The sequence below is a fragment of the Rubrobacter aplysinae genome (assembly GCF_001029505.1).
GTDB classification, from domain to species: Bacteria; Actinomycetota; Rubrobacteria; order Rubrobacterales; family Rubrobacteraceae; genus Rubrobacter_A; species Rubrobacter_A aplysinae.
On the sequence record NZ_LEKH01000005.1, the window covers coordinates 64804 to 90729 of the forward strand.

The window sequence follows — 25926 nt, forward strand, 5'->3', positions numbered from 1 at the left end:
GAAATGCCTCAATGCAGGGAAGGCAGGGTATTAATTTAGCTCGCTACTTTATCTCGTCACGCCAAGCGCCTCTCTTTCGCCGTTGACGGCGGCCTGGGCCGCGGCTAGCCGGGCCACCGGCACCCGGTAGGGCGAACAGGAGACGTAGTCCAGCCCCGTCTCGTGGAAGAAGCGGATGCTCTCCGGGTCGCCGCCATGCTCGCCGCAGACGCCCAGCTTAATGTCGGGGCGGGACTCGCGGCCACGCTTGCAGGCCATCGCCACCAGCTCGCCTACCCCGTCCTGATCCACCGTCTGAAACGGGTTCTTCTCCAGAATGCCGCCCTCAAGGTAGCTGGCGAGGAAGGCGCTCTCGGCGTCGTCGCGGGAGAGGCCGCAGGTGGTCTGGGTGAGGTCGTTGGTGCCAAAGGAGAAGAAGTCGGCCTCCTGGGCTATCTCGTGCGCCACGACGCAGGCTCGCGGTAGCTCTATCATGGTGCCGATCCTGACGGGAGACTCCGGCCCGAGGACCTCGCCTACAACGGCCTCGATCTCGGTCCGGATCCCGGCCAGCTCGGTCCTGAAACCGACGAGCGGGACCATGATCTCGGCGATGGGATTCAGGCCTTTCTCCCTAGCATTCTTCGCGGCTTCGGCTATCGCCCTGGCCTGCATCCGGTACAGCCCGGGGCGAACGATCCCGAGCCTGCACCCCCTCAGGCCGAGCATCGGGTTCGCCTCTTCCAGACTCTCCACCACCCGCAGTTGCCGTCTTATCTCGGTGGCTTCGCTGGACTCCTCATCCCCGAGTTCGGCGAGCCTCTCGTAGAGATCCACCGAGTCCGGCAGGAACTCGTGCAGCGGCGGGTCGAGCAGCCTTATGGTGACCGGCAGGCCGTCCATCTCCTCCAGAATGCCCTCGAAATCGCCGCGTTGTAGCGGTTCGAGCCTGGAGAGTGCGTCGGTGGTCGCCTCGTCGGTGTCCGAGAGGATCATATCCCGCACGATCTCCAGCCGGCCCTCTTGCATGAACATGTGCTCCGTCCGGCACAACCCAATACCCTCTGCGCCGAGCGACCGTGCCCGGTTCGCGTCCTCCGGCGTGTCGGCATTCGCCCTCACGCCCAGATCCCGGGTCTCGTCCGCCCAGGCGAGCAGCCGCTCCAGATCCCCGCTCATCTCGGGCTCGACCAGCGGCGCGGCGCCCTCCACCACCCGGCCTGTAGAGCCCTCGATGGTGATGGTGTCCTCTCCGGTAAATGTCTTGCCGTCTATGCTAAAGCCTCCTGCAGAGGAGTCGATCTTCAGCGCCTTGCAACCGGTCACAGCCGGGATACCGAGCCCCCGGGCGACGACGGCGGCGTGGCTCGTCATGCCTCCGAGAGCCGTGAGAGTCCCTTTTGCGCGTACCATGCCGTGTACGTCGTCGGGGGTGGTCTCCTTGCGCACCAGGATGACGCTCTCTCCGGCACCACCGCGTTCTTCGGCCTCATCTGCGGAAAACACCACCTTTCCGGTGGCAGCGCCCGGAGAGGCGGGCAATCCCTCGGCGAGTATCTCCAGCTCGGCCTCGGGGTCTATGTAGGGGTGGAGCACCTGGTCCAATTGGCTCGGGTCTATCCGCGTTACGGCCTCCTCGCGGCTGATGATGTCTTCCTCGGCCATCTCGCGGGCGATCTTGAGCGCGGCGGCCGCCGTGCGCTTGCCGCTGCGAGTCTGGAGCATATACAGCTTGTCCCGCTCGACGGTGAACTCGATATCCTGCATGTCCCGGTACTCGTTCTCCAGCCGCCGCATGGTTTCGAGTAGCTCCCCGAAGGCCCGGGGTAGGAACGCCTCCATCTCCGCGATCGGCTTTGGAGTGCGGATTCCGGCCACCACGTCTTCGCCCTGGGCGTTGAGTAGAAACTCGCCCCAGAGGCCCTGATCCCCGGTTGAAGGATCGCGGGTAAAGACGACGCCCGTGGCCGAGCTGTCTCCCATGTTGCCGAAGACCATCGCCTGTACCGTAACGGCAGTCCCAGAGTCGTCCGGGAGATCGAACTCCTTGCGGTAGGAGATTGCGCGCGGAGTGTTCCAGGAGTCGAAGACCGCCTGTATAGATAGCTCTAGCTGCTCTCTGGGATCCTGCGAAAAAGAGCTCCCGGTCTCGTCTTCGACGACCCGCTTGTAGCGCTCTATTAGCCCCTTGAGATCCTCTGCGGAGAGATCCGTGTCGTCCTCCGCCCCGGCCTCTATCTTTAGAGATTCTAGCTCCGCTTCGAACTTCTCGTGTTCCACCTTTAGGACCACGTCGCCGAACATCTGGATAAATCGCCGGTAAGAGTCGTAGGCGAAACGTTCGTCTCCGGTGCTGGCAGCGAACCCTTCCACCGCAGCATCGCCCAGTCCCAGGTTCAGGACGGTATCCATCATCCCCGGCATGGATACGGTGGCCCCGCTGCGAACCGAGACCAGCAGAGGGTCCTCCGAGTCCCCGAGCCGCTTGCCAGCCGACTCCTCCAGCTTACCGAGCTGCCGCTCTACCTGCTCGACGATCTCACCGGAGAGCCCGCCCGCCGCCATATAGTCCCGGCAAGCCTCAGTGGTAATGGTAAAGCCCGGCGGCACCGGCAGGCCCAGGCTGCTCATCGCCGCGAGCCCGGCCCCCTTGCCGCCCAAAATCTCCTTCGAGGCTAGCGCCTGCTCGGAGCCCTCGGAGAACTCGTACGCGAATGTACCCCTCGCAACGGTCATGGTATCCCTTTCCCCTTACCGGCGAGCCCGGAGCCTGATCCACCCTGATTTACTGGATCAGGCATTCTTGTCAGATATCCCGCAGCCCCTTCTCTATACCGGGTTTCCGATAACTTGCGGGCTCTAGCCTCTCACTCCGGCTCGCCGTCGAGAGTTTCGGCCAGAGTCCACCGGTCTCCGGGAGGAAGCCGGCTCGGTCGCTTTGCCGACCTGAACCGGCCTTCTCCCAGGCCTCTCCTTATAAACACGCACTCACTACGAATCATTCCCCGCGAATCCGGTACTTCAGATCTCGGACACCACCTTCTTCGCCTTGGGGATGGAGGGCGCGCTCATAGAAAGCTCTTTGACCCCGAGCTCCACGAGCCTCGGTATGAGCTCGGGGTCGGCGGCGGCCTCTCCGCAGACCCCGGCCCATATGCCAGCCTCCTCGGCGGCCTTACAGGTCATGCCTATCAACTTGAGCACGGCGGGGTGGTCCGCACCCTGGAAGTGCCGCAGGCGCTCGTTGCCCCGGTCAGCGGCCAGGGTGTACTGAACCAGGTCGTTGGTGCCGACGGAGAAAAAGTCCACCTCCCGGGCTATCTCCGCGGCGCACAGCGCCGCCGCCGGGGTCTCTACCATCACCCCGACATCCACGGAGCCGAACTCGACGCCTTCTTTCTTGAGCTCACCCCGGCACTCGTCCAGGAGGCTCCGCGCCGAGCGCACCTCCTCGGAGTTCACGATCATGGGGAACATCATCTTGACGTTGCCGTGGGCAGCGGCCCTCAGGAGTGCCCTTAGCTGGGGCTTGAAGAGCTCGGGCACGTCCAGGCACATCCTTATGCCACGCCACCCGAGGAACGGATTCTCCTCTTCGGGCTGCTCCACGCCGGGCAGATCCTTGTCTCCCCCGACGTCCAGGGTGCGGAAGACGAGCGGCTTCTCACCGAATGCCTCGGCGGCACTGCTGTACACCTCGTACTGCTCTTGTTCCGTGGGTAGCTCGTCGCGCTCCATGAACAAGAACTCCGTGCGAAAGAGCCCGACGCCTTCCGCCCCCCAGTCAAGGGCCTCCTTGGCCTCGTCCGCGGAGCCCAGATTCGCGGAGATCTCGACGCGCCGGCCGTCGCTGGTGCGGCCCTCGACGCTTTTGTACTCCTCCAGGGCGGCCCGCTCTTCTTCCAGGCGCTCTTTGAGGCGCTGTATGTCTTCCAGGGCCTCGTCGTCCGGGTCGGCTATGGCGTAGCCCTCGCCGCCGTTTATGGCCACGGTCTCGACGTCGAGGGCTTCTTCGAGGTTGACGCCCACGCCGACCACGGCCGGGATGCCCATCGAACGCGCCATGATCGAGACGTGAGACGTCTTCGAGCCCTCGGCGGTTACGAAGCCCAGGGCCATGCCTTTCGGGACCCGCGCCGTGTCGGACGGCGCGAGGCTCCGGGACAGTATTACGGACGGCTCCTGCAGGGCTTCCAGACTCGCGAAGGTGTCGCCCGTGATCTCGACGGCTATCTGGCGTACTACGTCGCGCACGTCGTCGGCCCGGGCGGCCATGTACGAATCCTCCATGCCGGCGAACATCTGGGCGTACTCCTCGCCCACCGCGAGCACCGCCGACTCGGGGCTCTCCCCGTTTCTCACGCGCTCCGCGACGCCTTCGGCAAGCTCCGGATCCTGGGCGAGCTCGATGTGGGCGTCGAAGATCGCCGCCTCGTTATCGTTGCCGTTATCGCGCATCTTCTCCGCGGTCTCCGAGAGCTTCGGGACGACGGACTCGACCGCGTTGTCGAAGCTTTGCACCTCCTCTTCCTCGGTGCCGGGGACGATGGTCTCGCGCTCCGGCTTGAACTCTCCGGGGCTGTGTACGAAGACCGGACCCACGGCCACGCCCTCGGATGCCGCAACGCCGGTGAGCTTGCCCTTGAGTTCCATGAGTAATCCCTTCCCTAAGCCTACGTGTCTTTCCCTTCCGCGCTATCTTCCTATGTGGCCTCCGTAATGAGGGCCGCCAACCGGTCTACCGCCGACTCTTGGTCGTCGCCCTCGGCCCGGATAACGAGCTTATCTCCCTTTTTAGCGCCGAGGCTCATGAGGTTCAACGAGCTCTTTGCGTTGGCCTCGGTACCATTTTTTACGACTTTTATATCCGAGCTGTACTCCTTGGCCGCCTTTACGAACTCCGCGGCCGGGCGGGCATGGAGCCCCTCTTCGGGTACTATCGTGACCTCTTCTTCCTTCACCGCGCGCTCCCTTCTATCTTTTTTCTATCTCCTCGAGTACGAGCTCGACTAGCGGGTGATCTTCTGAGATACCGGCACACTGAGCAAGCGTCGCGCGTTCTCCGCCAGAGTGGATCATCTCCTGCAACTCTACCGCCTCCTCGTCTCCAGAGTCCTCGTAGCGCAGCACGGCACCGATCACCTCCGCCAGGTGTACGGGCTCCACGCCACGCTCAAGTAGCTGCGACGCCGGTGATACCAGGCGCTCCTCGCGGCCCAGCTTGCGGATCGGCGTGCGTGCCACCCGGGTAACGTCGTCCGAGATGTAAGGGTTGCGAAAACGGGCCAATATCTTGTGCTTGTACCGGTCGTGATCTGCCTCGTCGAAGTCGTGCTTCTCCACCAGCAGACGCCCGGTCTCACCCAGCACCCCGAGCACCTCTTCCCGCAACGAGTCATCCTCGACGCTTTCGGCGATGGTGGACCAGCCACGCGCGTAACCAAGGTAGGCCACCGCCGCGTGTCCCGTGTTAACGGTAAAGAGCTTCCGCTCGATGTATGGTGCCAGCTCGTCTACGTACGTGATCCCCTCGACGTCCGGCCTCTCGCCCTTTATCCGGGACGTCTCGACCACCCACTCGTAGAACGGCTCGACGGAGACGTCCAGACCCTCGTTACTCTGCTCCGGCACGATCCTGTCGACCGCCGAGTCAGGGAAGGCCGAGACGCGCTCTACGTCTCCGGCGCTCTCCTCCGGGACGTGCTGCATAACGTACCCCCGCAGCGCCTCACTGCCGCCGACCATGTTCTCGCAGGCTATTACGTTTACGGGCGGCGCACTGGCGCGAGCGCGTTCGGCAAGTCCGTCCGCGATTATCCCGCTAATCGCGGGCAGGACGTTCGGGCCCACGGCGGTCGTGACGAGATCGGCGCCCGCCACTCTCTCGACCACCGCCTCTTTATCGTTCCCGGAGTGCAACGCGGTAACCCCGTCCACGGGAATGCGCTCTCCAGACTCGTCGGCCAGGATCACGTCGTAACGCCGTTCCTTTTGCAGGGCGTCCACGATCTTGTCCTGTACGTCCACGAAGGTGATCTCATACCCGGCCCGGTTCAACACCTGGCCGATAAACCCCCGGCCGATGTTGCCGGCACCGAAGTGTACGCTCCGCATCTAGGCCACGTCTTCGAAGAACGCCATCAGCTCCTCCTTGCTCTGTGCGTGGACGATCTTGTTTACGTTCTCCTCGTCCGAGCACACCAGCGCTATGTTGGAGAGGATCTCCAGGTGCTCGTCGCCTTTACCGGCTATCCCGACTATCAGCTTCGCGACGTTACCATCGCCGTACTCCACACCTTCGGGGACGGTGATGATAGAGAGCCCCGACTGCGACACCCACTGTTTGGAGTCGCTGGTTCCATGAGGGATGGCCACCGCGTTACCCATGAACGTCGAGACCGACTCCTCCCGCTCGAACATCGAGTCTATGTACTTTTCCTCGACGTGGCCGTTCCCCACGAGCAGCTCGCCGGCGCGGCGTATAGCTTCCTCCTGATTGCTCAGGCTGGCCCCCAACACTATGTTCTCCTGACTCAGTATCTCTGACATCCGCAAGCTCCTTTCACGAGTTTTGTGCATTCTGTAAGTACCGGAGGATCCTCGGTCCTACGATAGTTTGTCGTGTAGATAGCGGCCAAAGATATTTTCGAGCACCTCCACTATGCGCTCCTCGGAACCGGACTCGAACGCTTCACGCTCCGCGGGCTGCTCGACCATCGCGACCGAGATCTCGCTGATGGCCTCCAGGGCCACGGGAGACAGGCTCATCGGCGCCACCATCAACAGGCTCCTGTGAATATCCATGTCGGCATCATCCAACCCCTTTATCTCTAGAGGCTCGTCTTCGAATGCATGTACCGAGAACGATGGCCGGGAGACGGAGCCGTCGCGGGCGTGAAACAGGGCCAGCGTGGTATCCGGTATACCCACGCCCCCGAGCTCCATCCTCGAGATCAGGCTACCCTCCAGGCTCTGTGGGTGCGTGACGAGCCCTCTACCAGCGAGGGAGGCGCACATCTTCCGAACCGCCTCGGTGAGCGATCCTTCCGCCTCGTGCTCGGCGAGAAACGCCTCGTCCACTAGCTCGGCCACGACCTGCGTCGCCTCCACCATCCGGTGGAACCTCTCCTGACCGCCACCGAAGACCTTCAGGGACTCGAAGGCGGCCCGGTTCGACGGCCGGGCGCTGATGCTCTTCTCCCTGAGATGGCCCCGTATCCGCTCCACCTCATCGCCCGAGAGAAACGGCTGTACCTGTACGTAAGAATCATCGGGTATAGGCAGCGGCACGGTGGAGATGATCAGGTCGAAGCCGCCGGTATCCAGCTCGCCCAGCTCAAAGAGCGAGGAGTTTTTTATGGTCTGTATCTGGGGGAAAGACGTCTCTAGCCGGGAAGCGAGCATCCGGGAGGTTGCGATACCGCTGGAACAGAGTACCAGTACGTGCCGGGGAAAGCCCCCCTGGGCGCGGTCCAGGGCCGCCCCGAAGTGCATGGCGACGAACCCGACCTCCTCCTCCGGGACGTTCTCCTGTACGAACACCCGCTTCATACCCTGGCTAACCAGCTCGAATAGCGCCGGATAGTCTTGCTTTACCTCCGCGAGTAGCGGATTGTGGATGCCCATGCTCTCTTCGAGCCGCTGTATGGCCCGCCCTATGTGCGCGAGAAGTCCCGTATACAGAGGGCTGTCGTCTCCAAGCTCTACGGCGGTCTGGTCTTCCACGTAATGGATCAGGGCCTTCACCTGAGAGGCTATCTTTATGTCGGCGGTCTCGAAGTAGTCTTTTAGAGACTCGTCCTCCCGGAGCTTGGTGCCGCGTAGATGCATGGTCACGTAACCGATCTCCTCGGCAGGTAACTCCAAGACAAAGCTCTCTTCCAGGCTTCTAACTAGGCTCAGGGCGTAAGCGTACTCCTCCGTATTTTGAAGTCTCCCCAGCATCCCGCCGCTCATCTCGATCTCCCCTCCCGAAAGACGCCGCTCGACCATCAACGCGACGTGGACGGTCAGGCTGGCGAAGGCGCTGTCGGTTATGGGGTACGGAAGGGTACGGGCAATCTCCTGGGTCAGCGCTCTAACTTTCCGCAGGCGCTCCTCATCGATGAGTTTCATCAGGCGCCCCGTCACACCGCTCGTCTGCCGCACCGGAGACTGGCTTTCGACCCTTACAGACTCTTCAAAGTCTGAAGAATCCCCCTCGGACTCACGGGGACGGGGGAGCAGAGCAGTCTCGTCCAGGCTCTCGAACACCAGCTGGCTCATGGCCCGGCGGCGATCGTCTTCCCTGCCAGAGATCTCGACCCCGTAGTTACGCTTGCGTAAGAGTGAGAGGCCGTATTCGGAGATCCACCTTTCGGACTCGTCGAGGTCGCGGCTGACCGTTCCGACGGCGACGTCGAGCCCGCTCGCCAGGGCCCGGAGCTTGATCGGCTGTCTCGCGGAGAGCAGTGTACTGAGCAGCGAGAGCTGTCGCTCTTGTGGAGGCAGGCTGACCGGCCCCATCGCGCCTAGGGCTTCGAGCGCCTCCTCCCGCCTCTCCGCAGAACCTTCCAGGCTAAGCCCTCTCCCCGATTGCCTGACGAGCCTCAGCCCTTGCGAATCGAGGAATTCCGATACGGGCTGCAGATCCCGGTAGACGGTGCGGGCGCTCACGCTGAGCCTCTGCGCCGCGTCATCGGCGGTCAGGCCCCTGGGATGGCGCAGCAGGACCTCGGCCAGACGTATCTCCCGGACCGAGAGTCCCATTGCGCCTTTTTCCCCGCGTTCCCGCCGTCCCGTACTAGACCCGGGCCGAGGAAAGCTGGCCGATAAGCTCGTCATACTTCGGGCTGCCCAGGAAGTTGTCCACCGAGATGTGGTGCGCCCCGGGTACTTTCTGCTGGGCACGTCCAGTCAGGTCCTTGTGGGTTATGACAACGTCGGCGTCGCTCGGGAGGTCGTTGATCGCCACGTTCTTGACCTCTATATCCGTCAACCCGGCCTTCTTTGCCTTGTCGCGCACCAGCGAGGCGCCCATCGCGCTCGACCCCATCCCCGCGTCGCAGGCGAAGATGACCTTGTCCACGCTGGCGTAGTCGAAGGACTCCTCTTCGTCTCCGGCGGTGACCACACTGCTCTCTTCCTCGGAGGAGCCATTTGAGCTAGAACCTGCACCCGAGGTTCCAAGGATCTCGGCGCCTGTGCTCTTGCTGCCCTTCATCTCCTCCATCTGCTGCGTGGCCTGGCTAAGATCCTGCTGATCTTCCGGGCTCGCTGGAGAGCGCCGGATAATCACCGAAGCTACCAGGAAGGAGGCGGCGGTGGCGGTGGCGACGCCCACTAGTACGCCAATGAAGTTACCGGGGGGCGTGAGCGCCAGTATAGCGATGATGCTACCGGGCGCGGGCGTGGAGACGAGCCCGACGTTGAAGATGGACTCTACGAAGAGGCCGCTGGATCCACCCGCGATGACCGCAAGAACCAGCGCCGGCTTCATCAGAACGTAGGGGAAGTAGATCTCGTGTATGCCGCCGAAGAAGTGGATGATCGCGGCACCGGGGGCGGAAGCCTTCGATACACCGCTACCCACGAACCAGTACGCGAGGAGCACACCAAGACCAGGGCCGGGATTCGTCTCTACCAGGAAGAGTATGGATTTACCCGCCTGACTCGCCTGATCCAGGCCAAGCGGGGTAAGGACTCCGTGGTTTATCGCGTTGTTCAGGAACAGCACCTTCGCCGGCTCGACGAAGATGCTCACGAGCGGCAGCAAGCCCAGGTTGATTATGAACTCCACGCCTCTGCCGAGGGCGCCACTCAGCGCGCCGACGATGGGCCCGACCCCGTACAGTCCGAGTATCGCGAGGCCGCCACCGAGTATCCCGGCGGAGAAGTTGTTGACGAGCATCTCGAAGCCCTGCCGGATCTTGCCTTCGAGCAGGCCGTCGAAGCGTTTGATCACCCAGCCGCCGAGCGGGCCCATGATGAACGCGCCGAGGAACATCGGGATGTCGGTACCGACTATGACGCCCATCGTGGCTATACCACCGACGACGCCACCACGCACCCCGTAGATCATTCGCCCGCCGGAGAAGGCGATGAGCAGCGGCAGCAGGTAGATGATCATGGGGTCTACCAGCCCGGCCAACCGCTCGTTCGGGAGCCACCCATCCTCGATAAACAGGGCCGTGATCAAACCCCACGCGATGAACGCCCCGATATTCGGCATCACCATCCCACTGAGATAGCTGCCGAACTTCTGGACCTTTACCCTGATGCTTGTGCCGGTCGACTCGCCGCCGGCGGTTCCCGCCTGAGCCATCGTCCTCTCCCTCTATCCAACACGCTCTACTCCACCTTTAACGAGCAGTTTACGAGGATAAATTCGTTTGTGCAATTAGTTATTAATGTTGTTCCGGCATGAGAGTTGTTGACAGAATAGTTGTTTTTGGCGGTTATTGACGGTTGTTGGCAAGATCGGGTTTAGGGTTTTTGAGGACGTTCCTGGGTCTCTGCCCCGTTCCACGGAATCGGGTCCGCTCACGCGCGGCGAGAGGCGCGAGCGTCGAGCCCGGAAGAAATCAGAACCCGCCGAAGAGGTTGTCGAAGGCTAGGCGGGCTCTTCTTTGGAGATCAGCTCGGCCAGCGCGCTGGTGGCCGCTTCGGCGTCCTCGCCTTCGGCGAGTATCTTGATGGTGTCTCCCTTTTTGGCCCCGATCGTGAGAATCTGCAGGGAGCTCTTTGCGTTTGCTTCGCGCTCGTCGTGCGAGATCTTGATCTCAGAGGAGTATTTTTTGGCTTCCCGGACGAATACCGCGGCCGGACGGGCGTGCAGACCTTCCACGGGGCCCACGGTTGCCTCTTTCTCTACCATACGTCTTCCTCCTCGCGCGGGCCTACTATTATGGGAATGTGTCTAGTCGTGCCAGTCCAGGCTCCCGCCGGACGGCGCTCATACGTCCACTGTAGCGGATGCGGAATGACACTTCACGCCCGTTCACGTCCGGGACGGGGCCCGCAGCCGATCCAGCGCACCCGCCACCTTCTCACGCACCTCCGAGCGGCTGGTGAAGTTCTGGATGGCGACCACCGGCGCGCTCTCATTCACCAGGGTCGCGCTGAACTCGTCGGTGACGAATATGAGGTCGGCCCAGAGACCGGCGGCGTCGCCAGCGTCCACGACCTCCAGCTCGTACCTCGCTCCCCGGGCGTCGAGAGCCTCCTTTATCCTGTCTCCGATAATGTCCCCGGCCCCGAAATCCATTCCGCATACGGCGCATATCCTGAGCACGCTCACCAACCCCTTTCGACCGGCCGTCTCACCCACCTCGGTCCCCGTAAGCTACGCCTTCCGGCAACGAGGTGTGGCGTGTGAAACCAGGGCTCTCTGTCTCCCTTTTGCTCGCCGGGCCTGTTTAGCCGACGATCCCTTCCTATGAGAATTGTACATTTCGCTCCCCCGGCCGACATGGTTTCACACGCCGCACGGTCACCGGCTACCGGTTCTCCACGGGACCCGGGCGCAACGGTAGCCGGAGCACGTCCGGCTCAACCGCCGGAGTCCCCGCTCTTTTGGAAGAGGGGCCGCAGGTCGTCTAGCTTATCGTAGGTCCACCACAGGTAGTTGCGGGTGCCATTCTCCCGCAGGGGATGGAGGTCCTCGTGTTCGGGGTCTTCTATGAAGTCCTGAAACGCCTGCTTCGACGGCCACTCTACGAGCACCATGACGCGTCGGGGCTCCACCTCCGGCTCCTGCTCGTATGCGCCGTCGAGCCCGCCGAGAGCCACGACCTGGCCGCCGTGCTTCTGTACGGCCGCCACCGAACGTTTGGAGTATTCACGGTACAGATCGTTATCCGCGAGATCGAAGAGATTAAGCGCGTAGAAAGCCATGCAGCCCCTCTCGTGTGCGTGCGCACAGCCAGGGTCCGGCCGTGCTTCCGGGATGTACAACGAGTGCCATCGTACTCCAAATAGCGTCCCTACACCGCCGGCCTAACGACCGGTACCGGTCGGCCGGGAGGAGTTCCGGGACGTCCTCTCGGCGAGCGTGCGGGCCCCGTGGATAACGCTCCGGCCGGGTTGTCCGGCGCGGACGACGGGTACGCCCAGGAAGGCCTCCATCACGGGCTCTCTTCCGACTGCATCCCGCGCCAGGCTCACGAAGAGGTCGGAGCGCGTCACCCCGCCGCCGAGCACGACCACGCCGGGGTCGAAGCTATAGATAAAGTTTACGAGCGCCTTTCCGAGGTACGAGGCCGCCTCCTCCAGCGCCCGGTGCGCGACGGGATGACCCCGTTCTGCGGCGTACGCGACCGCGCGCGAGTCGGTCTCCCCGGGGTCCGGCGTCCAGCCGAGCTCCAGGGCACGCCGGGCTATCGCCGGGCCGGAGGTCAGGGCCTCGACACAGCCGGCGCGGCCGCAGCCGCATACCGGACCGCCGGTCTCCAGCACGGTATGGCCGAGCTCCAGCGCGAATCCCCGGTTGCCGCCGAAGATTTCTCCCCCGCTCACCAGCCCGGCTCCGACGCCGGTGGAGACGGTAACGTAGAGCACGGAGTCGTAGCCCTTGCCGGAGCCGTGATCCCACTCCCCCAGCGCCCCGAGGTTACAGTCGTTCTCGAGCGCGGCCGGGGCCCCGAGCTCGCCGGCGAGGCCGTCCGCGAGGCGTAGGCCCCACCACTCACGCGAGAGGTTCGGGGGGTTCAGGATCACACCCCCCAGCGGATCCAGAGGCCCCGGGCATCCGACTGCCACGGCCTCTACATCCTGCCCACCCGCCACACGGCGCACGGACTCCGCCAGATCCCGTACCAGCTCCCCGGACCCCGGAGTGGGGCTTTCCTCGCTACCGGCAGGCTCCCTCTGGCCGCTCTCGTAGACCTCGATCAGGGTCTTGGTGCCGCCGATGTCTATGGCAGCTACCGGGGACGCCACGCCCGTGGACCTTCCCGGCCTAGAACCTGCCGCGGCGTTCGAGAACCTCGATCTGGTACCCGTCCGGGTCCTCGACGAAGAAGAACTTGCCGAGCACCTCGCCGCCGAACTCGAGCTCTTTCACGTCGCGGGGCGCGAATCCGGCATCCTCGAAACGGGCGTGCTCGGCCTCGACGTCCTCGACGCGAAACGCTACGTGACCGTAGCCGTCGTCGTGACCGTAGGGCTTCTCGCGGCCCTCGTTCAGGGTGAGCTCCAGCTCGTGATCGGCCTCCTCGTTCGAGAGATACACGAGTACGAAGCCGCCGAGGTCGTAGCGGTTCGCGACCTCGAGCCCGAAGGCCTCCCGGTAGAAAGAGATGGACCGGTCGAGATCCAGCACCCGTACCATCGTATGTATCAGCTTCGCCAAAGCATCCTCCTCTCGTCCTGTTCCCGGACCATTTCCGCTACTCCCTATGAACTCCCGACTCTATCTTAGCGTCTAACTCGATGTCCAACGCGCTGATACATCCCGGGGCGTTCCACAGCCGTACAGTGCACAGGGAGACCCGGTACGATCCACACAGCTACCCGGTGAAAGTTCCGCAGCAGACCCGGATTATATAGGGAGGGGACGATGCAAGAGAATGGTGGGCGTCTGGTACAACAGGCCAGGATAGTGCTGGACTTCAACTGGGCCGGCGCGTACACCAAGCCGAGCCCGAGGCTGTATCCGCACCAGTGGTCCTGGGACTCGGCGTTTATCGCGCTCGGCTACGCGACCTACGATACCTCCCGTGCCTGGCGGGAGCTGTCCAGCCTCTTCGCCGGCCAGTGGTCGAACGGGCTATTGCCCCACATCGTCTTCAACCCGGAGCTTAACAACTACTTCCCCGGCTCCCGGGTGTGGCGCACGGAGCTCAGCCCCCACTCCCCCGGGGAAATCCGGACATCCGGCGTGGTCCAGCCTCCGGTACACGCCATCGCCGCCCGCCGGGTGTACGAGAGGCTGCTACGGGAGGACTCCGCCGGCGCCGAGGCGTTCGCGGAGCAGATCTACCCGGCTCTCGCCGCCTGGCACGGCTATCTGCACCGGGAGCGCGACCCCGATGGCACGGGGCTGGTATATATCCGGCACCCGTGGGAGTCCGGCATGGACAACTCGCCGCTGTGGGACGGGATACTGCAGCGCATCAGGCTCCGGCCCGGTCAGGTACCGGAGTACCAGCGGCTGGACGTCGGCTTCGTGGCGGAGGAGGACCGCCCCGTGGACGCCGAGTACGACCGCTACATCCACCTCGTCCGGCACGCGGCGGACCGGGGCTATGACGAAGCGGCGATCCGCGAGGACGCGCCCTTTCTGGTCTGGGACGTGCTCTTCAATACCATCCTCTGCGCCGCGGACCGGGATCTCGCCGCCCTGGCCCGCTCCGTCGGAGAAGACCCCACCTCCCACGAGGCGGCCGCCGACGCCACTGGACGCGCCATGAACGCCCGGCTCTGGGACGAGGAGAGCGGCCTCTACCTGGACCACGATCTGGCCGCCGGGAGAGACATAGAGGTCTACGACGCCCTCTCTAGCTTGCTACCGCTCTACGGCGGCATCCCGGACCCGGGGCGCGCCGGGAGGCTGGTCCACAACCTGGAAAGCTCGGGGTTCTTTGTGGGCGGGGACGGCTACCCCGCCCCGAGCTACGCCCGATACGGCTACGGCTACTCGCCGGTAAAGTACTGGAGGGGGCCGGTCTGGATCAATACGAACTGGCTCCTGATGCACGGGCTCCGGCGTTACGGCTACGAGGAACACGCCGAGACGTTGAGGTCCACCATCGTCAGTCTCGTACAGAGATCCGGCTTCCACGAGTACTTTCATCCCGCCACGGGCCGGGGCCACGGCTCGGACTTCTTCTCCTGGACCGCCGCCCTGCTACTTGACGTTCTGAGCATGGGAGATACAGATCATGCCTACTGATGTTTCCTAACAAAGAGGACGTCCGCAACCCGGACAGTGTTCCAGGTTTACGGCTTCCTGCTCGGCTGAGAACCGCCCTGTAGCCTCCGGATTCTTTGTGAAGCCAGAGGCAGATACAAAAACTCTCGGGAGACTTTATAGGTTTAGTTGAGGAGAGCCGACGAGCGGACTCGAACCGCTGACCTGCTCATTACGAATTGGATTTGGCCTCATATCGCCGCATGCCGCTGAGTCCGCAAAACCCCTATTTTAAGAGGAATTCGCGCCTTTTGAGAGGTGGCGGAATGTCGTCGAGTACCGTCTCATGTCGTTCCGGTTGGCATCAGCGTTGGCATCAAAATCGGCAAGGATTAGCTCGCTCATTATACGAAAGTCTAGCGACCATAGCCGTACGTTTAGAGGCAAGATCCAGTAAGTTGTGTGCGTACCTCTTGGAAAATCTTGTCTTCAATCACCGCTTTTGTCATTTTCTGTGAGGTTGGGTTCGCTCTGGCGTGCTTGGCGTAGCCTGCTCTTGATGCTACGTATGGACTCGTGACAGTTATCGTCTAGTTCTCTACTTACAGCCACCTTCTCAAGATGCCATCGCTTCAGCTTCAGAAATCTACGCTCTGGTATCTTCGGTAGCTCACGGGAGTCGAGGTAACGCTCCTCGATTTGCCTAACAGATTCTGCAGTCAAAACGTCGGCAGCATCCAAGTGCCGCCCAACTTCGTACTTGGCCTTTGTATAGTGGCTTACGGCCTGACGGTGGCTGGCAGCTTTCGCAGCCGGCTGCCAGGCAAGATTCAATAGGGTAATTAGAAAATTGATGATGGCCGCTATGCCGGTAGTCCATTGGAAAGCAGCCGTTGAAACCCCGGTCGTCCTCTGCACAAAGTCAGCAGCAAATACTAACGACAACAGAACCACGGCTAGTAAGAGAGAGCCAAACGTTAGGGTGACGCTCCAGCGGCCATAATGATCGCTTAACCAACCATGCATCGATGCCTGCTGGTTTGAGAGCCTTAGTACCCTTCGTAGTCGCCCAACCAGGGGGTCAGCCGATGCGTCCGCCACCAAACATATCCTCCCAGTTCGAGATACGCCGCTGCCTGTCCGCATCCTCCATCCGCTGCACAATTCTTCCTAAGAAGCGGGAAGCACGCTGTCGCTCTTCGCTACCCGCAACTCCCATGTAGTCGTCCACATGGACGGACTGACCTGTCCGGTCTCTGACCGGAGACTTGACGCTCTCAGCGGCGCTCCGACATAGGTGCGTGAGCATGTCTTTGTAACTCGTGCCTCCATCATAGGCTTCGAATGCCTGTACGGCCAGCGACTCCGTATGGTAGCCAGAGAGCCTAGCGTTCTCGGGTATGCTCTCTTGGGCCGCCTTGAAAAGTTTGATGGTAGGTACCACCCGATTGGCGCATCTACGATTAACCTCAGTTAGTTTGCGAGCGAACGCCTCGGGCCGGATCACATTGCTCCAACCATTGCCCGACGGCTTGGGTATCCTTACCCCTCCGCCGCTAGTGGATAAGGCGGGTAGAACTTGTAGTTCGTGTCCGTCGGAGTAGCGAACCGTGATAGCAAGCTGCCCAGGAGTGACATCTGTATTTGGAAGACGTTGTTTGATGCGGGCGGCGAAACGGTGCAGGAGCTGTTGAGGGGACAGTGAAGTGAGTGACGGATCGTTGATCCGGGCCAATAGGTCGACGTCACTGAGCCCGTTGACGTAAGTGTGCTTCTGAGTTGATCCACCGAACAAGAGGTCAACGGTGCCCTCCACATCAGACTCCAGCGCCTTCTTCAAAGTCTCGATGTGCCGCCTTATGATCTCGACGTCTCTATCGCTGTATTCGCTTACCGCTTCTTGGAGCAAGGCGTTCACCTGTGCGTCATAGGAGCCGCGCTCTGCCGCCGCTCCGGCGCCGCTTACCAACTGGTCGAGTCCGCTCGATGTACGCCGAGATGCAGTCTCCGCGTTTCTACTGCTACCACCCACGCTAGCCCTCCTTTTTAAATTTCGAGCCCCGCCTCTCTGACCAAGCCGAGCACTTTCGGTAGATGTTCTCGCCAAGAAGAAAACTCTTCGAGCGAGAGCGTATCGCAGTAACCAGTCATACCCCTGTTGAGATCACGAAGCGTACGCAGGTTCCGAACCCATCGTGCCACTAGGAGATCCGCATCTCGGAACTTCCACTCCTCACGCAGGATCGCATCGACCTGACCATACAACGGAAGCCCCTTAGAGAAAGCGAGACGCAGCCAGGTCAATCCATCGAACACATCCGCCCCACACAGGAAGTAGGAAACAATGGATAGGGGCTCCATACACCCGAAGACGTGTATGGGAGTCTCCGAGTCCGCTGCAAGCAGCGCGGCCCTTATCCGCAACAGGTTGCAGCACCGCTCAAGCAGGGAGTCACCAAGTTCCTTCTCCGTCACCCCTAAAAGTGAGAAGTATGCGGCAACCTCGTTAATATTCTTGACTAGGTCGTCTACGTTCATGAACAAGGAACCGTCTTCCGGCTTACATAAGAAGTCAGAGGCATATTGCGGATAATCGCAGAATAGAGTTCTTGCCTCCTCTACCTGCATCATAAGCGGACTAGGATCAGCGTGATCAAAACTGACCATCACTAGCTGGGATAATGGTGAAAGCCCGTCCAGTACTGTTCGGTAGTCTTCTAGCGACCACGGGCGACCACGACGGTCGTCGTTATAAACCTCGTCCGGATCGTAGATTAGCTTCGCTTCGTAGCCACCGCTATCTATGAAGAGTACGTCAGAGCAGTAGATATCCTGTCCGGCCAGGGGTCCGTAGCTGAGATCGTAGGCACTCACCAAGGAAGCCTCGAAAATTTCATCTCTCATGTTCAGATGTATGCCGGAGATGTCGGGGAAACCGCGGCTGGAGAATGACGGCACGAGTAGCGGCGTGAATGCCCCAACGATCGAGATCGTACGTCGTTTACATGCCTCAGAAGCCTTCATATCCCTCGCCCAGCGTTATGCGCTCTTTGCATGAGCTGCACTCGCCACATGAGTTATTGGATCGCTCGCAGCTAAAAGTAAGATCTACCGGTACTCGATGGCGAAGACAAAAGTCGAACACATCCCGCTTGGTAAACTCCAAAAACGGAGCTTCGACCTGCACCGTGCCACTAAAGTATCCGTCAAGAAGACGCTGTATGTCAGTTAAGAAAGAGGGCGAACAGTCATAATAGGGCGTTCCTGAGTGAATTCCGATAGATAACCTACCCTCTGTACTGTCGAGGATGCTGGCAACTCCGAGAAGGAGCACAGCATTTCTGCAAAGATACTCACCGCTAACACTTACGATAGGCAGCCCAAGTTCAATACTTTTCACCGGCACATCGTAGTGTATGCCCACTTCGCAAATGGCTCGTCGCTCTGCCTCGCCACTGGGTTGTCCATAGTCGAAGTGGATCCCCTGAATAATATCTCCTCGGGAGAGATAAAATGGTATCAAGGCAGTCGAGTCTATCCCTCCCCCGAGAAGAACACAGACCTCCTTCAATGTCTGTTTTGTCATTAGTGTAATCGTACCCGACTATGCACTAGATCCGAGTCCAAATTCGCAACCTGCAGTACCTTGTGAGCACACTGCCTGCGATTGTTAGCGCCAGCTATTGCACTCATGTTACTGCCCACTCCCGGGAGAGTACTTCCGCCTGTTCCAGTACGGTCTTGGTGGCCTGCTCCTGCTTGTCCGGCGGGTAACCGTTCTTTCGCAATATTCGCTTCACGAGTACTCGCAGGTGCGCGCGGACGTTCTCGCGCATGGTCCAGTCTATGGTTACGTTCTCGCGGACGGTGGTTACGAGCTCCCGCGCTATGGCGCGCAGGGTCTCGTCGCCCAGGACCTCGACGGCGCTGTCGTTGACACCTAGGGCATCATAGAAGGCGACCTCTTCCTCGTTCAGGCCAAGTTCTTCGCCGCGTGCGTTGGCCGCGCGGATCTGTCTCGCAAGCTCTATGAGTTCCTCGATAACCTGCGCCGCCTCGATGGCACGGTTCTGGTAGCGGCTGAGCGTCTGGCCCAGCATCTCCTCAAACGACTTGGCTTGCACGACGTTCTTGTGGTGGCGCGTCCGGATCTCGCCTGAGAGAAGCTTGTTTAAGGTCTCGATCGCAAGGTTGCGCTGAGGCATGCCCCGCACCTCGGCGAGGAAGCTCTCGGAGAGGATCGAGATGTCCGGCTTTTCGAGACCGGCGGAGGCGAAGATGTCCACTACGCCCTCGGGCGCGAGCACTCGCGAGACGAGCTGTCGTACGGCGTGGTCCAGATCCTCGTTCGTGCGCGTATCGCCGGGGGTGCGCTTCGCCAGCACGGAGCGTACAGCCTGGAAGAAGGCGACGTCGTCCCGGATGCGGAGCGCCTCTTCGTGCGGGGCAGCCAGCGCGAACGCGCGGGACAGGTCCCGCACGGCGCCGAGCAGCCTGCCCTTGCCGTCCTCCTGCGAGAGGATGTGCTCCTGGGCCTGGGGTAGCAGGCTCAGGCGCTCCTGCGGGGTGCCCTCTATCCACTTCGACCAGTCGAAGCCGTGGAAGAGGTTCAGGCAGCCCTCGTACTTCTCCAGCATGGCCGAGACCGCCTCATTCTGGTCTATCGCGGTCGTGCCTGTACCGCCGCTCTCGGTATACGTCGCAAGCGCCCGCCTCAGCTCGTGGGCGAGGCCGAGGTAGTCCACGATCAAGCCGCCGGGCTTGTCCCTGAATACGCGGTTCACGCGGGCGATGGTCTGCATGAGCCCGTGAGCCTTCATCGGCTTGTCCAGGTACATGGTGTGCAGCGAAGGCGCGTCGAAACCGGTGAGCCACATGTCCCGGACGATGACGAGCTTGAACGGGTCGTCCGGGTTGCGGAAGCGGTTGGCGAGCGCCTCGCGGCGGGCCTTGGTGCGGATGTGGGGCTGCCAGTCCTGTGGGTCGGAGGCCGAGCCGGTCATCACGACCTTGATCTCCCCCTCCTCGTCCCCCTCACCGCGCCAGTGCGGGCGGAGCGCCACGATCCTCTCGTAGAGGTCCACGCAGATGCGGCGGCTCATGCCGACGACCATCGCCTTGCCCTGCATCGTCTCCAGCCGCCGCTCGAAGTGCTCGACGATATCCTGAGCGACGAGGTCAAGCCGCTTCTCGGAGCCGACGATGGCTTCGAGCTGGGTCCACTTGCCCCTGAGACTCTGGGCGCGTTCCACGTCCTCGCCCTCGGTCACCTCCTCGAAGTCTTCGTCGAGCGTCTTGCTGCCGACCTCGTCCAGCTCCAGCTTCGCCAGGCGGCTCTCGTAGTAGATCGGCACGGTCGCCCCATCCTCGACGGCGCGCTGGATGTCGTAGACGCTGATGTAGTCGCCGAAGACCCGGCGGGTATCCTTGTCCGTCAGCTCCAGCGGCGTGCCCGTGAAGCCGATGTACGAGGCGTTTGGGAGCGCGTCGCGCATGTGCCGGGCGAAGCCGTCTATGAAATCGTACTGGCTGCGGTGGGCTTCGTCGGCGATGACGACTATGTTCCGCCGCCGCGAGAGCACGGGGTGCTGGTCTCCCCTCTCCAGCGGCAGGAACTTCTGGATGGTGGTGAAGACCACGCCGCCCGCGTCCACCGCCAGCTTCTCGCGCAAGTCGTCCCGGCTTTCGGCCTGCACCGGAGGCTGGCGCAGCAGGTCGCGGCAGCGCGAGAAGGTGCCGAAGAGCTGGTCGTCCAGGTCGTTGCGGTCGGTTATGACGACGACCGTGGGGTTCTCCATGCGGGGCTCGCGGATCACCCGCCCGACGTAGAACGCCATGGTCAGGCTCTTGCCGGAGCCCTGCGTGTGCCACACCACGCCCGCGCGCCGGTCCCCCGGCTCGCCGCCGGACTGCCGCCACGTCTCGTACCTCCCAGGGCTCTCGGCGACTTGGCCCGTCTCCTCCCGTGCCTGCGAGGCGCGCAGCGTCTCCTCCAGTGCGACCCCCACGGCGTGGAACTGGTGGTAGCCCGCGACCTTCTTCTCCAGAAACTCGCCACCCGAGTCCTCGAAGAGGATGAAGTACCCGATCAGATCCAGCAAGCGCCGCCTGTCGAAGACGCCCTCGATCACGACCTGTAGTTCCGGCAGGTTGGAGTCGGCGAGCGTTTCGCCCGAGATCGTGCGCCAGGGCTTGAACCACTCCCGGCCGGAGGTGAGCGTGCCGATACGCGCCTCCATCCCGTCCGAGACGACGAGTAGCTCGTTGAACGCAAACAGGGTTGGCAACTCCGCCTTGTAGGTCTGGAGCTGTGCATAGGCGGACCAGATCGTGGCCTCCTCCGCCGCGGCGTTCTTCAGCTCGATCAGGGCCAGCGGCAGCCCGTTGACGAACAGCACCACGTCCGGCCTCCGAACGTGCCGGTTCTCGCTCACAGTAAACTGGTTGACCGCGAGCCAGTCGTTGTTATCAGGACCTTCGAGGTCCAGCACCCGCGCCTGCGCCCCACCGATTGAGCCGTCCTCCCGTCGGAACTCCACCGTCACCCCGTCCACCAGCATCCGGTGAAATGCCCGGTTGCGCGTCTCCAGCGCCGGTCCCTCGAGCCGAGTGAGCTTACGGAAGGCTTCGTCGATGGCCTCGTCGGGAAGCGCAGGGTTTAGAGACGAGAGTGCCTGAGTCAAGCGCTCTTCTAGAACAACTTGATCGTACGTTTGCCGTTCGGCGTCTGGGTCTTCACTAGAGACAGCCCCGAGGCCGTGCCCGATTGTCCATCCGAGAGCCTCTAACCAGGCAAGTGCAGCCTCTTCAACGGCAGATTCGTTGAACTCTTGACGGATCATGCGGACTGCCCCTCATCTTTATCATAATTTGCAGATTCGCAAAGTTCAGCCCCTACCTCACGGTAGAATGCCTCGTCTAAAGTAAACAGGATCTCGCTTACGCTGTACTTCCGGCCGCTAATGTTCACATCATCGTATACATTGTTTATAGCTTCATCATATTCCACGTCGTTCTGAGGAGCGGTAGGGGAACGTTTCTCAATCTCTTCTGATATGTGTTGTTCTGTATCTGTAACGTCATATAGGGTACTAAACACCCACAATGCAGCTTCGCGTATACCTTCGAGTTCGTATCCCTGGGGCACTGTCGCACCGCCAGAATGATACTGACCGTTTCGCACATCGTGGTACCAAACAAACTCGGCCTTCTCGCAAACCAGCGACAAGTCTCGGGACGAAATCTCTTCCATGAAGAAGTCGATTTTCGTATGGTAATTACTTAGCCATTGTTGGATGTCAGCTCTTGCGTATTCCCGGTTCAGACGCTGAATAGGATGTAGGGTTAAGTAAGTACTTATCGCAACTTCGATAGCATTATCATAGCTAATCACAGCCATTCTACGGTCGAAATCTTCCCCTCTTCCCCATTTCTGTAATGGGTCTCCGCATGTACGAGAAGCTCAAAAGGACCCCGCGCCCACGGCCTTAGCGTACTCATTGAGACTTCTCAACAATCTGTTGCGCATCCGAAACTCCCAATTCGCCGGAGATAAGCTGGGGTAGTAGCGCACTGCGAATATGAGCAAGGGTGACATTCTGCGCCTCGTTGCTATAGATACTTTGAAATAGGGACCCTATTACGTCATTGTATACTTCAAGAAGCTTTTCTGGTGGCATTGTGAATCGGTATGATTCCACCGCACCTTTAGCAAGGTGAAGTACAGTAGTACCCGTCGTATGAGCGTACGTGTGGTCGGTAAATGCAGTGGACTCAAAAATGCCGTAGAGAAAAGGTATTGACAAAGACTTGTTCCGAGGCCGAGCAATAAGAGTGTCAAGAGAGGCTACTAGCGTAGTGTATTGGCTGCTATTATGAACGACCGCAGGTCGCCCGATGACTTCAGCCGCCTGAGTAACATCCGTACAAGCGACTACAAGCTCTCCCGGATAGATTAGCTGTTCAGGCTTATAGTCACCACAATACGGTTTGAGTCCGTCGGCCCGGTAGCCGCCACCACGAGCAAAGGACTTGAGAGTGACAAGCGCGGTTCCGCTGTCTTGCAAATCTTTACTCCTGTACGATCTTCCCTTTACAAATTGAACGTGATCACCAATCGCTTCCACGTTCCAACCCGCCGGAATCTTGCCTAACTCGGAGTCCTCGAGGCGATCTGGGAAGAGGTCGGTGATGTGTTTGGGGAGGCCAGAATCCCGGCCTTCGGCTTTGGCGCGAACGGGATCGAAGTCCACAAACCACGACTTGAAGATCGCCCGTGCCATCTCCTCTAGCGTCTCGTTCGTGCGGCGGTTCATCTCGATCTTGTCGTCCAGCGTTCCGAGAACTTGGGCGATAGCTCGTTGTTCAGTCAGATCACTTGGAAAACTAACATGAGCTTGATGGAGATGGTTGCGATTGATTCCAGGTACGGCTGCCTTATCGGAATAAGATAAGAAGTTAATAGTCGCAGGAAGTAGCTTACAAATCTTGGATCGTTCCCCTTAAAGTCGCGGACATAGAGGGTAGTGTTGAGCGGCCAAAAATTATCTGCAATGTAGAAGACCTCTCCAAGAGTACCGTATCGTCCTGTCACCACCCCTGGCCCTGGCACTTTAGCCTCCGAATGGTAGCCTGTTACCCCCGAGGAAGATACTATAGGGCTCGTGCCTTGAGTGCGAAGCCGCTGTGGGAGATCATAGCCGCGTTTCAGCTCAACTAGGTCTCCCAAAGTAGCGCTTCGCCACTCACCTGCCATACTCAGACTCCTTCAAGAGCGATTCGGAATTTTCAAGCAGCGAGGGAACTTCGTTCTGGACGATAGCCCAGACTATCTCGGTGTCTACCTCCGCGTACTCGTGGATGATCCGGTTTCGGAAGCCCACGATCTGCCGCGCGGGGCCGATGGACTCTTCCAGGTCAGGGAAGCGACGGGTGGCCTGACTCATAGCCTCGCCCACTACCGAAAGTTCTCGCTCGACCGCCCGCCGGAGCATCCGGTCATGCTCGTAATCAGAGAACTCCTTGCCCTGCACGTACTCCAGGATGGCCCGGCAGCGTCCGTGATGTCCCACAGGTAGGCTTCCCGGCTACGCTGCGGCATAGAGGGTTTCCTGCTCCTCCTCTATGCTCCTGCGCAGATAGGGGTTGCGTACAGCCCCGATCTCCACCAGGTCTACGCGCCGCCCGAACAGGCCTTCCATATCCTCTGGGAGCCCGAAGTAAGAATCCGCGTGCTCCCGGGGAGTCATGGGCGCGAACTCCACGGCGAGGTCCAGGTCGCTCTGCTCAGGGTCGAAGTCTTCCCGGAGCGCAGAGCCGAACAGGGCCAGACGTTCGACCTTATAGCGGTCACACAATGCCTTCAGCTCGGGCTTTCTGGCTTCGATCAGCTTGGTCACGGCTCAGTCCTTCTTCCCGACAGGATAGCCCAGGCCCCGCAGGTTCGTGCGAATCTCCTTCTCCAGTCTCTCCGACTCTGCGAACTGCTCTCCGAGCGTCGTGGTGAGCCGCTGCATCTTCTCCTCGAACGGCTCGCCATCGTCCTCGGCGGCCTCGGCCCCGACGTAGCGTCCCGGGGTGAGGACGTGGCCGTGGCCCCTAATCTCTTCGAGCGTCGCCGACTTGCAGAAGCCCGGTACGTCCGAGTACTCTCCCGCTCTCTCTATAGTATCGGGCTCACCGCGCCAGGCGTGGTAGGCGTCTGAGATGCGGGCGACGTCCTCACTGGCGAGCCTGCGGTGGGTGCGGTCCTCCATCTCGCCGAGCTTGCGGGCATCAATAAAGAGCACCTCGCCGCGTCGGTCGCGGAAGCGGTGGTTCCTCTTGTCGCGGGCAAGGAACCAGAGGCAGACCGGGATCTGGGTGGAGTAGAAGAGCTGCCCCGGCAGGGCGACCATACAGTCCACGAGGTCCGCCTCGATGATGTTCTTGCGGATCTCCCCCTCCCCGGACTGGCTCGAGGACATCGAGCCGTTGGCGAGCACGAAGCCCGCCGTGCCGGTCGGTGCGAGGTGGTGGATTATGTGCTGCACCCAGGCGAAGTTGGCGTTGCGCGCGGGCGGCACGCCATACTGCCACCGTTTGTCGTCGCGCAGCAGCTCGCCGCGCCAGTCGCTGACGTTGAACGGCGGGTTTGCGAGTATGTAGTCGGCCTTGAGATCCGGGTGACGGTCGTTGTGGAAGCTGTCGCCGTGGACGATCTGGCCTTCGATGCCGCGAATGGCGAGATTCATCCGCGCGAGCCGCCAGGTGGTGTAGTTGGACTCCTGGCCGTAGATGCAGTTGGACTCCTGGCCGTAGATGCTGATGTCGTCCAGCCTGCCACTGTGCTCGGTGACGAACTCCTCCGACTGCACGAACATCCCCGAAGAGCCGCAGCAGGGATCGTACACGCGGCCTTTGTACGGCTCCAGCATCTGCACTAGCAGGCTTACGACGGAGCGCGGCGTATAGAACTCGCCACCCTTCTTACCCTCGGCGCTAGCGAATTGGGCGAGGAAATACTCGTACACGTCTCCGAGTACGTCCCTGGAGCGGCTCTCACTGTCGCCGACGGCTATGTTGCTTACGAGGTCGATGATCTGTCCGAGACGCTCCTTGTCGAGAGCCTGCCGGGCATAGTCTCTGGGTAGCACACCATTTAGCGTAGGATTGTCCCGCTCTACGCCCGACATGGCATCGTCTACCAGCGAGCCGATGGTGGGCTGGCGGGCCTGGGACTTGAGATGCGACCAACGCGCCTCAGGCGGCACCCAGAAGATACCTTCCGCCCGATACTCATCCGGGTCTTCAGGATCGGCGCCCTGGGAGATCTCAGCTTCGAGCTGCGCGTACTTCTCCTCGAAAGCATCGGAGATGTACTTGAGGAAGATCAGACCCAGAACGACGTGCTTGTACTCGGCGGCGTCCATGCTGCCGCGCAGAGCATCGGCGGTCCGCCAAAGCTCGGCCTCAAGCCCGGCATTGGTGGCTGTGCCGTTTCCGGTTGCTTTGTTTACGCTCCCGCCCTCGGCTCGCATCCCCTCTAGGGGATCTTGATTAGCACTCAATCTATACCCAAACCATTTTGCGCAGCATAGATCTTTGTAAGTTCACACCACTCAACCAGTACGGGAAAT

The 25926-nt window shown here is 61.2% G+C and carries 24 protein-coding genes; 1 reads left to right on the forward strand and 23 read right to left on the reverse strand.

The window, feature by feature from the left end:
* Positions 1-48: 48 nt before the first annotated feature.
* From ppdK to ABD53_RS06830, 12 genes are all read right to left on the reverse strand, one after another.
* A complete protein-coding gene (gene ppdK, locus ABD53_RS06775; RefSeq protein WP_047865010.1) occupies positions 49-2715 on the reverse strand; it encodes a pyruvate, phosphate dikinase in 2667 nt (888 codons plus the stop codon).
* 285 nt (positions 2716-3000) lie between these two features.
* Complete coding sequence (gene ptsP, locus ABD53_RS06780; protein ID WP_047865011.1) at positions 3001-4632, reverse strand: phosphoenolpyruvate--protein phosphotransferase; 1632 nt, start codon at positions 4630-4632, stop codon at positions 3001-3003.
* A 50-nt stretch (positions 4633-4682) separates the two neighbouring features.
* The gene (locus ABD53_RS06785) at positions 4683-4940 is read right to left on the reverse strand and encodes an HPr family phosphocarrier protein (RefSeq protein WP_047865012.1); all 258 of its coding nucleotides are present in this window, start codon (positions 4938-4940) and stop codon (positions 4683-4685) included.
* 13 nt (positions 4941-4953) lie between these two features.
* Positions 4954-6093, reverse strand: a complete 1140-nt coding sequence (locus ABD53_RS06790; protein ID WP_047865013.1) for a mannitol-1-phosphate 5-dehydrogenase — start codon at positions 6091-6093, stop codon at positions 4954-4956.
* On the reverse strand, positions 6094-6528 hold the full coding sequence (locus tag ABD53_RS06795; RefSeq protein WP_047865014.1) for a PTS sugar transporter subunit IIA: 435 nt from the start codon (positions 6526-6528) through the stop codon (positions 6094-6096).
* A 57-nt stretch (positions 6529-6585) separates the two neighbouring features.
* A complete protein-coding gene (locus tag ABD53_RS06800) occupies positions 6586-8727 on the reverse strand; it encodes a BglG family transcription antiterminator (RefSeq protein WP_047865015.1) in 2142 nt (713 codons plus the stop codon).
* A gap of 34 nt (positions 8728-8761) precedes the next feature.
* Positions 8762-10282: a PTS mannitol transporter subunit IICB gene (locus ABD53_RS06805; RefSeq protein WP_047865016.1), complete on the reverse strand. Its 1521-nt coding sequence runs from the start codon at positions 10280-10282 to the stop codon at positions 8762-8764.
* Between the two features lie 288 nt (positions 10283-10570).
* On the reverse strand, positions 10571-10834 hold the full coding sequence (locus ABD53_RS06810) for an HPr family phosphocarrier protein (protein WP_047865017.1): 264 nt from the start codon (positions 10832-10834) through the stop codon (positions 10571-10573).
* A 123-nt stretch (positions 10835-10957) separates the two neighbouring features.
* Positions 10958-11224, reverse strand: coding sequence for a PTS sugar transporter subunit IIB (locus ABD53_RS06815; protein WP_047865018.1), 267 nt, complete (start codon positions 11222-11224; stop codon positions 10958-10960).
* A 284-nt stretch (positions 11225-11508) separates the two neighbouring features.
* Positions 11509-11853: a DUF1330 domain-containing protein gene (locus tag ABD53_RS06820; RefSeq protein WP_047865019.1), complete on the reverse strand. Its 345-nt coding sequence runs from the start codon at positions 11851-11853 to the stop codon at positions 11509-11511.
* 102 nt (positions 11854-11955) lie between these two features.
* On the reverse strand, positions 11956-12897 hold the full coding sequence (locus ABD53_RS06825; protein ID WP_053057776.1) for an ROK family protein: 942 nt from the start codon (positions 12895-12897) through the stop codon (positions 11956-11958).
* 19 nt (positions 12898-12916) lie between these two features.
* Entirely contained in the window at positions 12917-13309 is a 393-nt protein-coding gene (locus tag ABD53_RS06830; protein ID WP_047865020.1) for a VOC family protein, read from the reverse strand.
* Between the two features lie 207 nt (positions 13310-13516).
* Between ABD53_RS06830 and ABD53_RS06835 the strand changes: the two genes are divergently transcribed.
* A complete protein-coding gene (locus ABD53_RS06835; protein WP_047865021.1) occupies positions 13517-14851 on the forward strand; it encodes an amylo-alpha-1,6-glucosidase in 1335 nt (444 codons plus the stop codon).
* 447 nt (positions 14852-15298) lie between these two features.
* Here the strand turns inward: ABD53_RS06835 and ABD53_RS16870 are convergent, their stop codons facing one another.
* The 11 genes from ABD53_RS16870 to ABD53_RS06875 form a co-directional block, all read right to left on the reverse strand.
* Positions 15299-15910, reverse strand: coding sequence for a hypothetical protein (locus ABD53_RS16870; protein ID WP_152670630.1), 612 nt, complete (start codon positions 15908-15910; stop codon positions 15299-15301).
* Positions 15891-16841: a CBASS oligonucleotide cyclase gene (locus tag ABD53_RS06840; RefSeq protein ID WP_047865022.1), complete on the reverse strand. Its 951-nt coding sequence runs from the start codon at positions 16839-16841 to the stop codon at positions 15891-15893. Before ABD53_RS06840 ends, ABD53_RS16870 begins: the two co-directional genes overlap by 20 nt.
* A gap of 14 nt (positions 16842-16855) precedes the next feature.
* Positions 16856-17833, reverse strand: a complete 978-nt coding sequence (locus ABD53_RS06845; RefSeq protein ID WP_047865023.1) for a hypothetical protein — start codon at positions 17831-17833, stop codon at positions 16856-16858.
* Positions 17820-18395: a 7-cyano-7-deazaguanine synthase gene (locus ABD53_RS17935; RefSeq protein ID WP_084709378.1), complete on the reverse strand. Its 576-nt coding sequence runs from the start codon at positions 18393-18395 to the stop codon at positions 17820-17822. The genes ABD53_RS06845 and ABD53_RS17935 overlap by 14 nt, the downstream gene beginning before the upstream one ends.
* A 103-nt stretch (positions 18396-18498) precedes the next feature.
* Positions 18499-21651 carry a type I restriction endonuclease subunit R gene (locus tag ABD53_RS06850; protein ID WP_047865024.1) on the reverse strand — a complete coding sequence of 1051 codons (3153 nt, stop codon included), beginning with the start codon at positions 21649-21651 and terminating at the stop codon, positions 18499-18501.
* Positions 21648-22202 carry a hypothetical protein gene (locus ABD53_RS06855; protein ID WP_152670631.1) on the reverse strand — a complete coding sequence of 185 codons (555 nt, stop codon included), beginning with the start codon at positions 22200-22202 and terminating at the stop codon, positions 21648-21650. Before ABD53_RS06855 ends, ABD53_RS06850 begins: the two co-directional genes overlap by 4 nt.
* A 103-nt stretch (positions 22203-22305) precedes the next feature.
* Positions 22306-23124 (reverse strand): restriction endonuclease subunit S domain-containing protein, encoded by an 819-nt coding sequence (locus tag ABD53_RS06860; protein ID WP_053057777.1) that lies wholly within the window; start codon positions 23122-23124, stop codon positions 22306-22308.
* Between the two features lie 53 nt (positions 23125-23177).
* Entirely contained in the window at positions 23178-23564 is a 387-nt protein-coding gene (locus ABD53_RS17450; protein WP_200900312.1) for a restriction endonuclease subunit S, read from the reverse strand.
* Positions 23554-23880, reverse strand: a complete 327-nt coding sequence (locus ABD53_RS06865) for a HepT-like ribonuclease domain-containing protein (RefSeq protein ID WP_084709379.1) — start codon at positions 23878-23880, stop codon at positions 23554-23556. The genes ABD53_RS17450 and ABD53_RS06865 overlap by 11 nt, the downstream gene beginning before the upstream one ends.
* Positions 23881-23895: 15 nt before the next feature.
* On the reverse strand, positions 23896-24207 hold the full coding sequence (locus ABD53_RS06870) for a nucleotidyltransferase family protein (RefSeq protein ID WP_047865026.1): 312 nt from the start codon (positions 24205-24207) through the stop codon (positions 23896-23898).
* Between the two features lie 3 nt (positions 24208-24210).
* Positions 24211-25827 (reverse strand): class I SAM-dependent DNA methyltransferase, encoded by a 1617-nt coding sequence (locus ABD53_RS06875; RefSeq protein WP_047865027.1) that lies wholly within the window; start codon positions 25825-25827, stop codon positions 24211-24213.
* Positions 25828-25926 lie beyond the last annotated feature (99 nt).

Bases quoted from the DNA above. Each gene is read 5' to 3' on its own strand.
- ABD53_RS06850 (WP_047865024.1), bottom strand. From the start codon at position 21,651: ATGATCCGTCAAGAGTTCAACGAATCTGCCGTTGAAGAGGCTGCACTT.
- ABD53_RS06845 (WP_047865023.1), bottom strand. From the start codon at position 17,833: ATGAAGGCTTCTGAGGCATGTAAACGACGTACGATCTCGATCGTTGGG.
- ABD53_RS06875 (WP_047865027.1), bottom strand. From the start codon at position 25,827: ATGCGAGCCGAGGGCGGGAGCGTAAACAAAGCAACCGGAAACGGCACA.
- ABD53_RS17450 (WP_200900312.1), bottom strand. From the start codon at position 23,564: ATGGCAGGTGAGTGGCGAAGCGCTACTTTGGGAGACCTAGTTGAGCTG.
- ABD53_RS06790 (WP_047865013.1), bottom strand. From the start codon at position 6,093: ATGCGGAGCGTACACTTCGGTGCCGGCAACATCGGCCGGGGGTTTATC.
- ABD53_RS06815 (WP_047865018.1), bottom strand. From the start codon at position 11,224: ATGGATTTCGGGGCCGGGGACATTATCGGAGACAGGATAAAGGAGGCT.
- ABD53_RS06800 (WP_047865015.1), bottom strand. From the start codon at position 8,727: ATGGGACTCTCGGTCCGGGAGATACGTCTGGCCGAGGTCCTGCTGCGC.
- ABD53_RS17935 (WP_084709378.1), bottom strand. From the start codon at position 18,395: ATGACAAAACAGACATTGAAGGAGGTCTGTGTTCTTCTCGGGGGAGGG.
- ABD53_RS06860 (WP_053057777.1), bottom strand. From the start codon at position 23,124: ATGAACCGCCGCACGAACGAGACGCTAGAGGAGATGGCACGGGCGATC.
- ABD53_RS06835 (WP_047865021.1), top strand. From the start codon at position 13,517: ATGCAAGAGAATGGTGGGCGTCTGGTACAACAGGCCAGGATAGTGCTG.
- ABD53_RS06795 (WP_047865014.1), bottom strand. From the start codon at position 6,528: ATGTCAGAGATACTGAGTCAGGAGAACATAGTGTTGGGGGCCAGCCTG.
- ABD53_RS06805 (WP_047865016.1), bottom strand. From the start codon at position 10,282: ATGGCTCAGGCGGGAACCGCCGGCGGCGAGTCGACCGGCACAAGCATC.
- ABD53_RS06810 (WP_047865017.1), bottom strand. From the start codon at position 10,834: ATGGTAGAGAAAGAGGCAACCGTGGGCCCCGTGGAAGGTCTGCACGCC.
- ppdK (WP_047865010.1), bottom strand. From the start codon at position 2,715: ATGACCGTTGCGAGGGGTACATTCGCGTACGAGTTCTCCGAGGGCTCC.
- ABD53_RS06820 (WP_047865019.1), bottom strand. From the start codon at position 11,853: ATGGCTTTCTACGCGCTTAATCTCTTCGATCTCGCGGATAACGATCTG.
- ptsP (WP_047865011.1), bottom strand. From the start codon at position 4,632: ATGGAACTCAAGGGCAAGCTCACCGGCGTTGCGGCATCCGAGGGCGTG.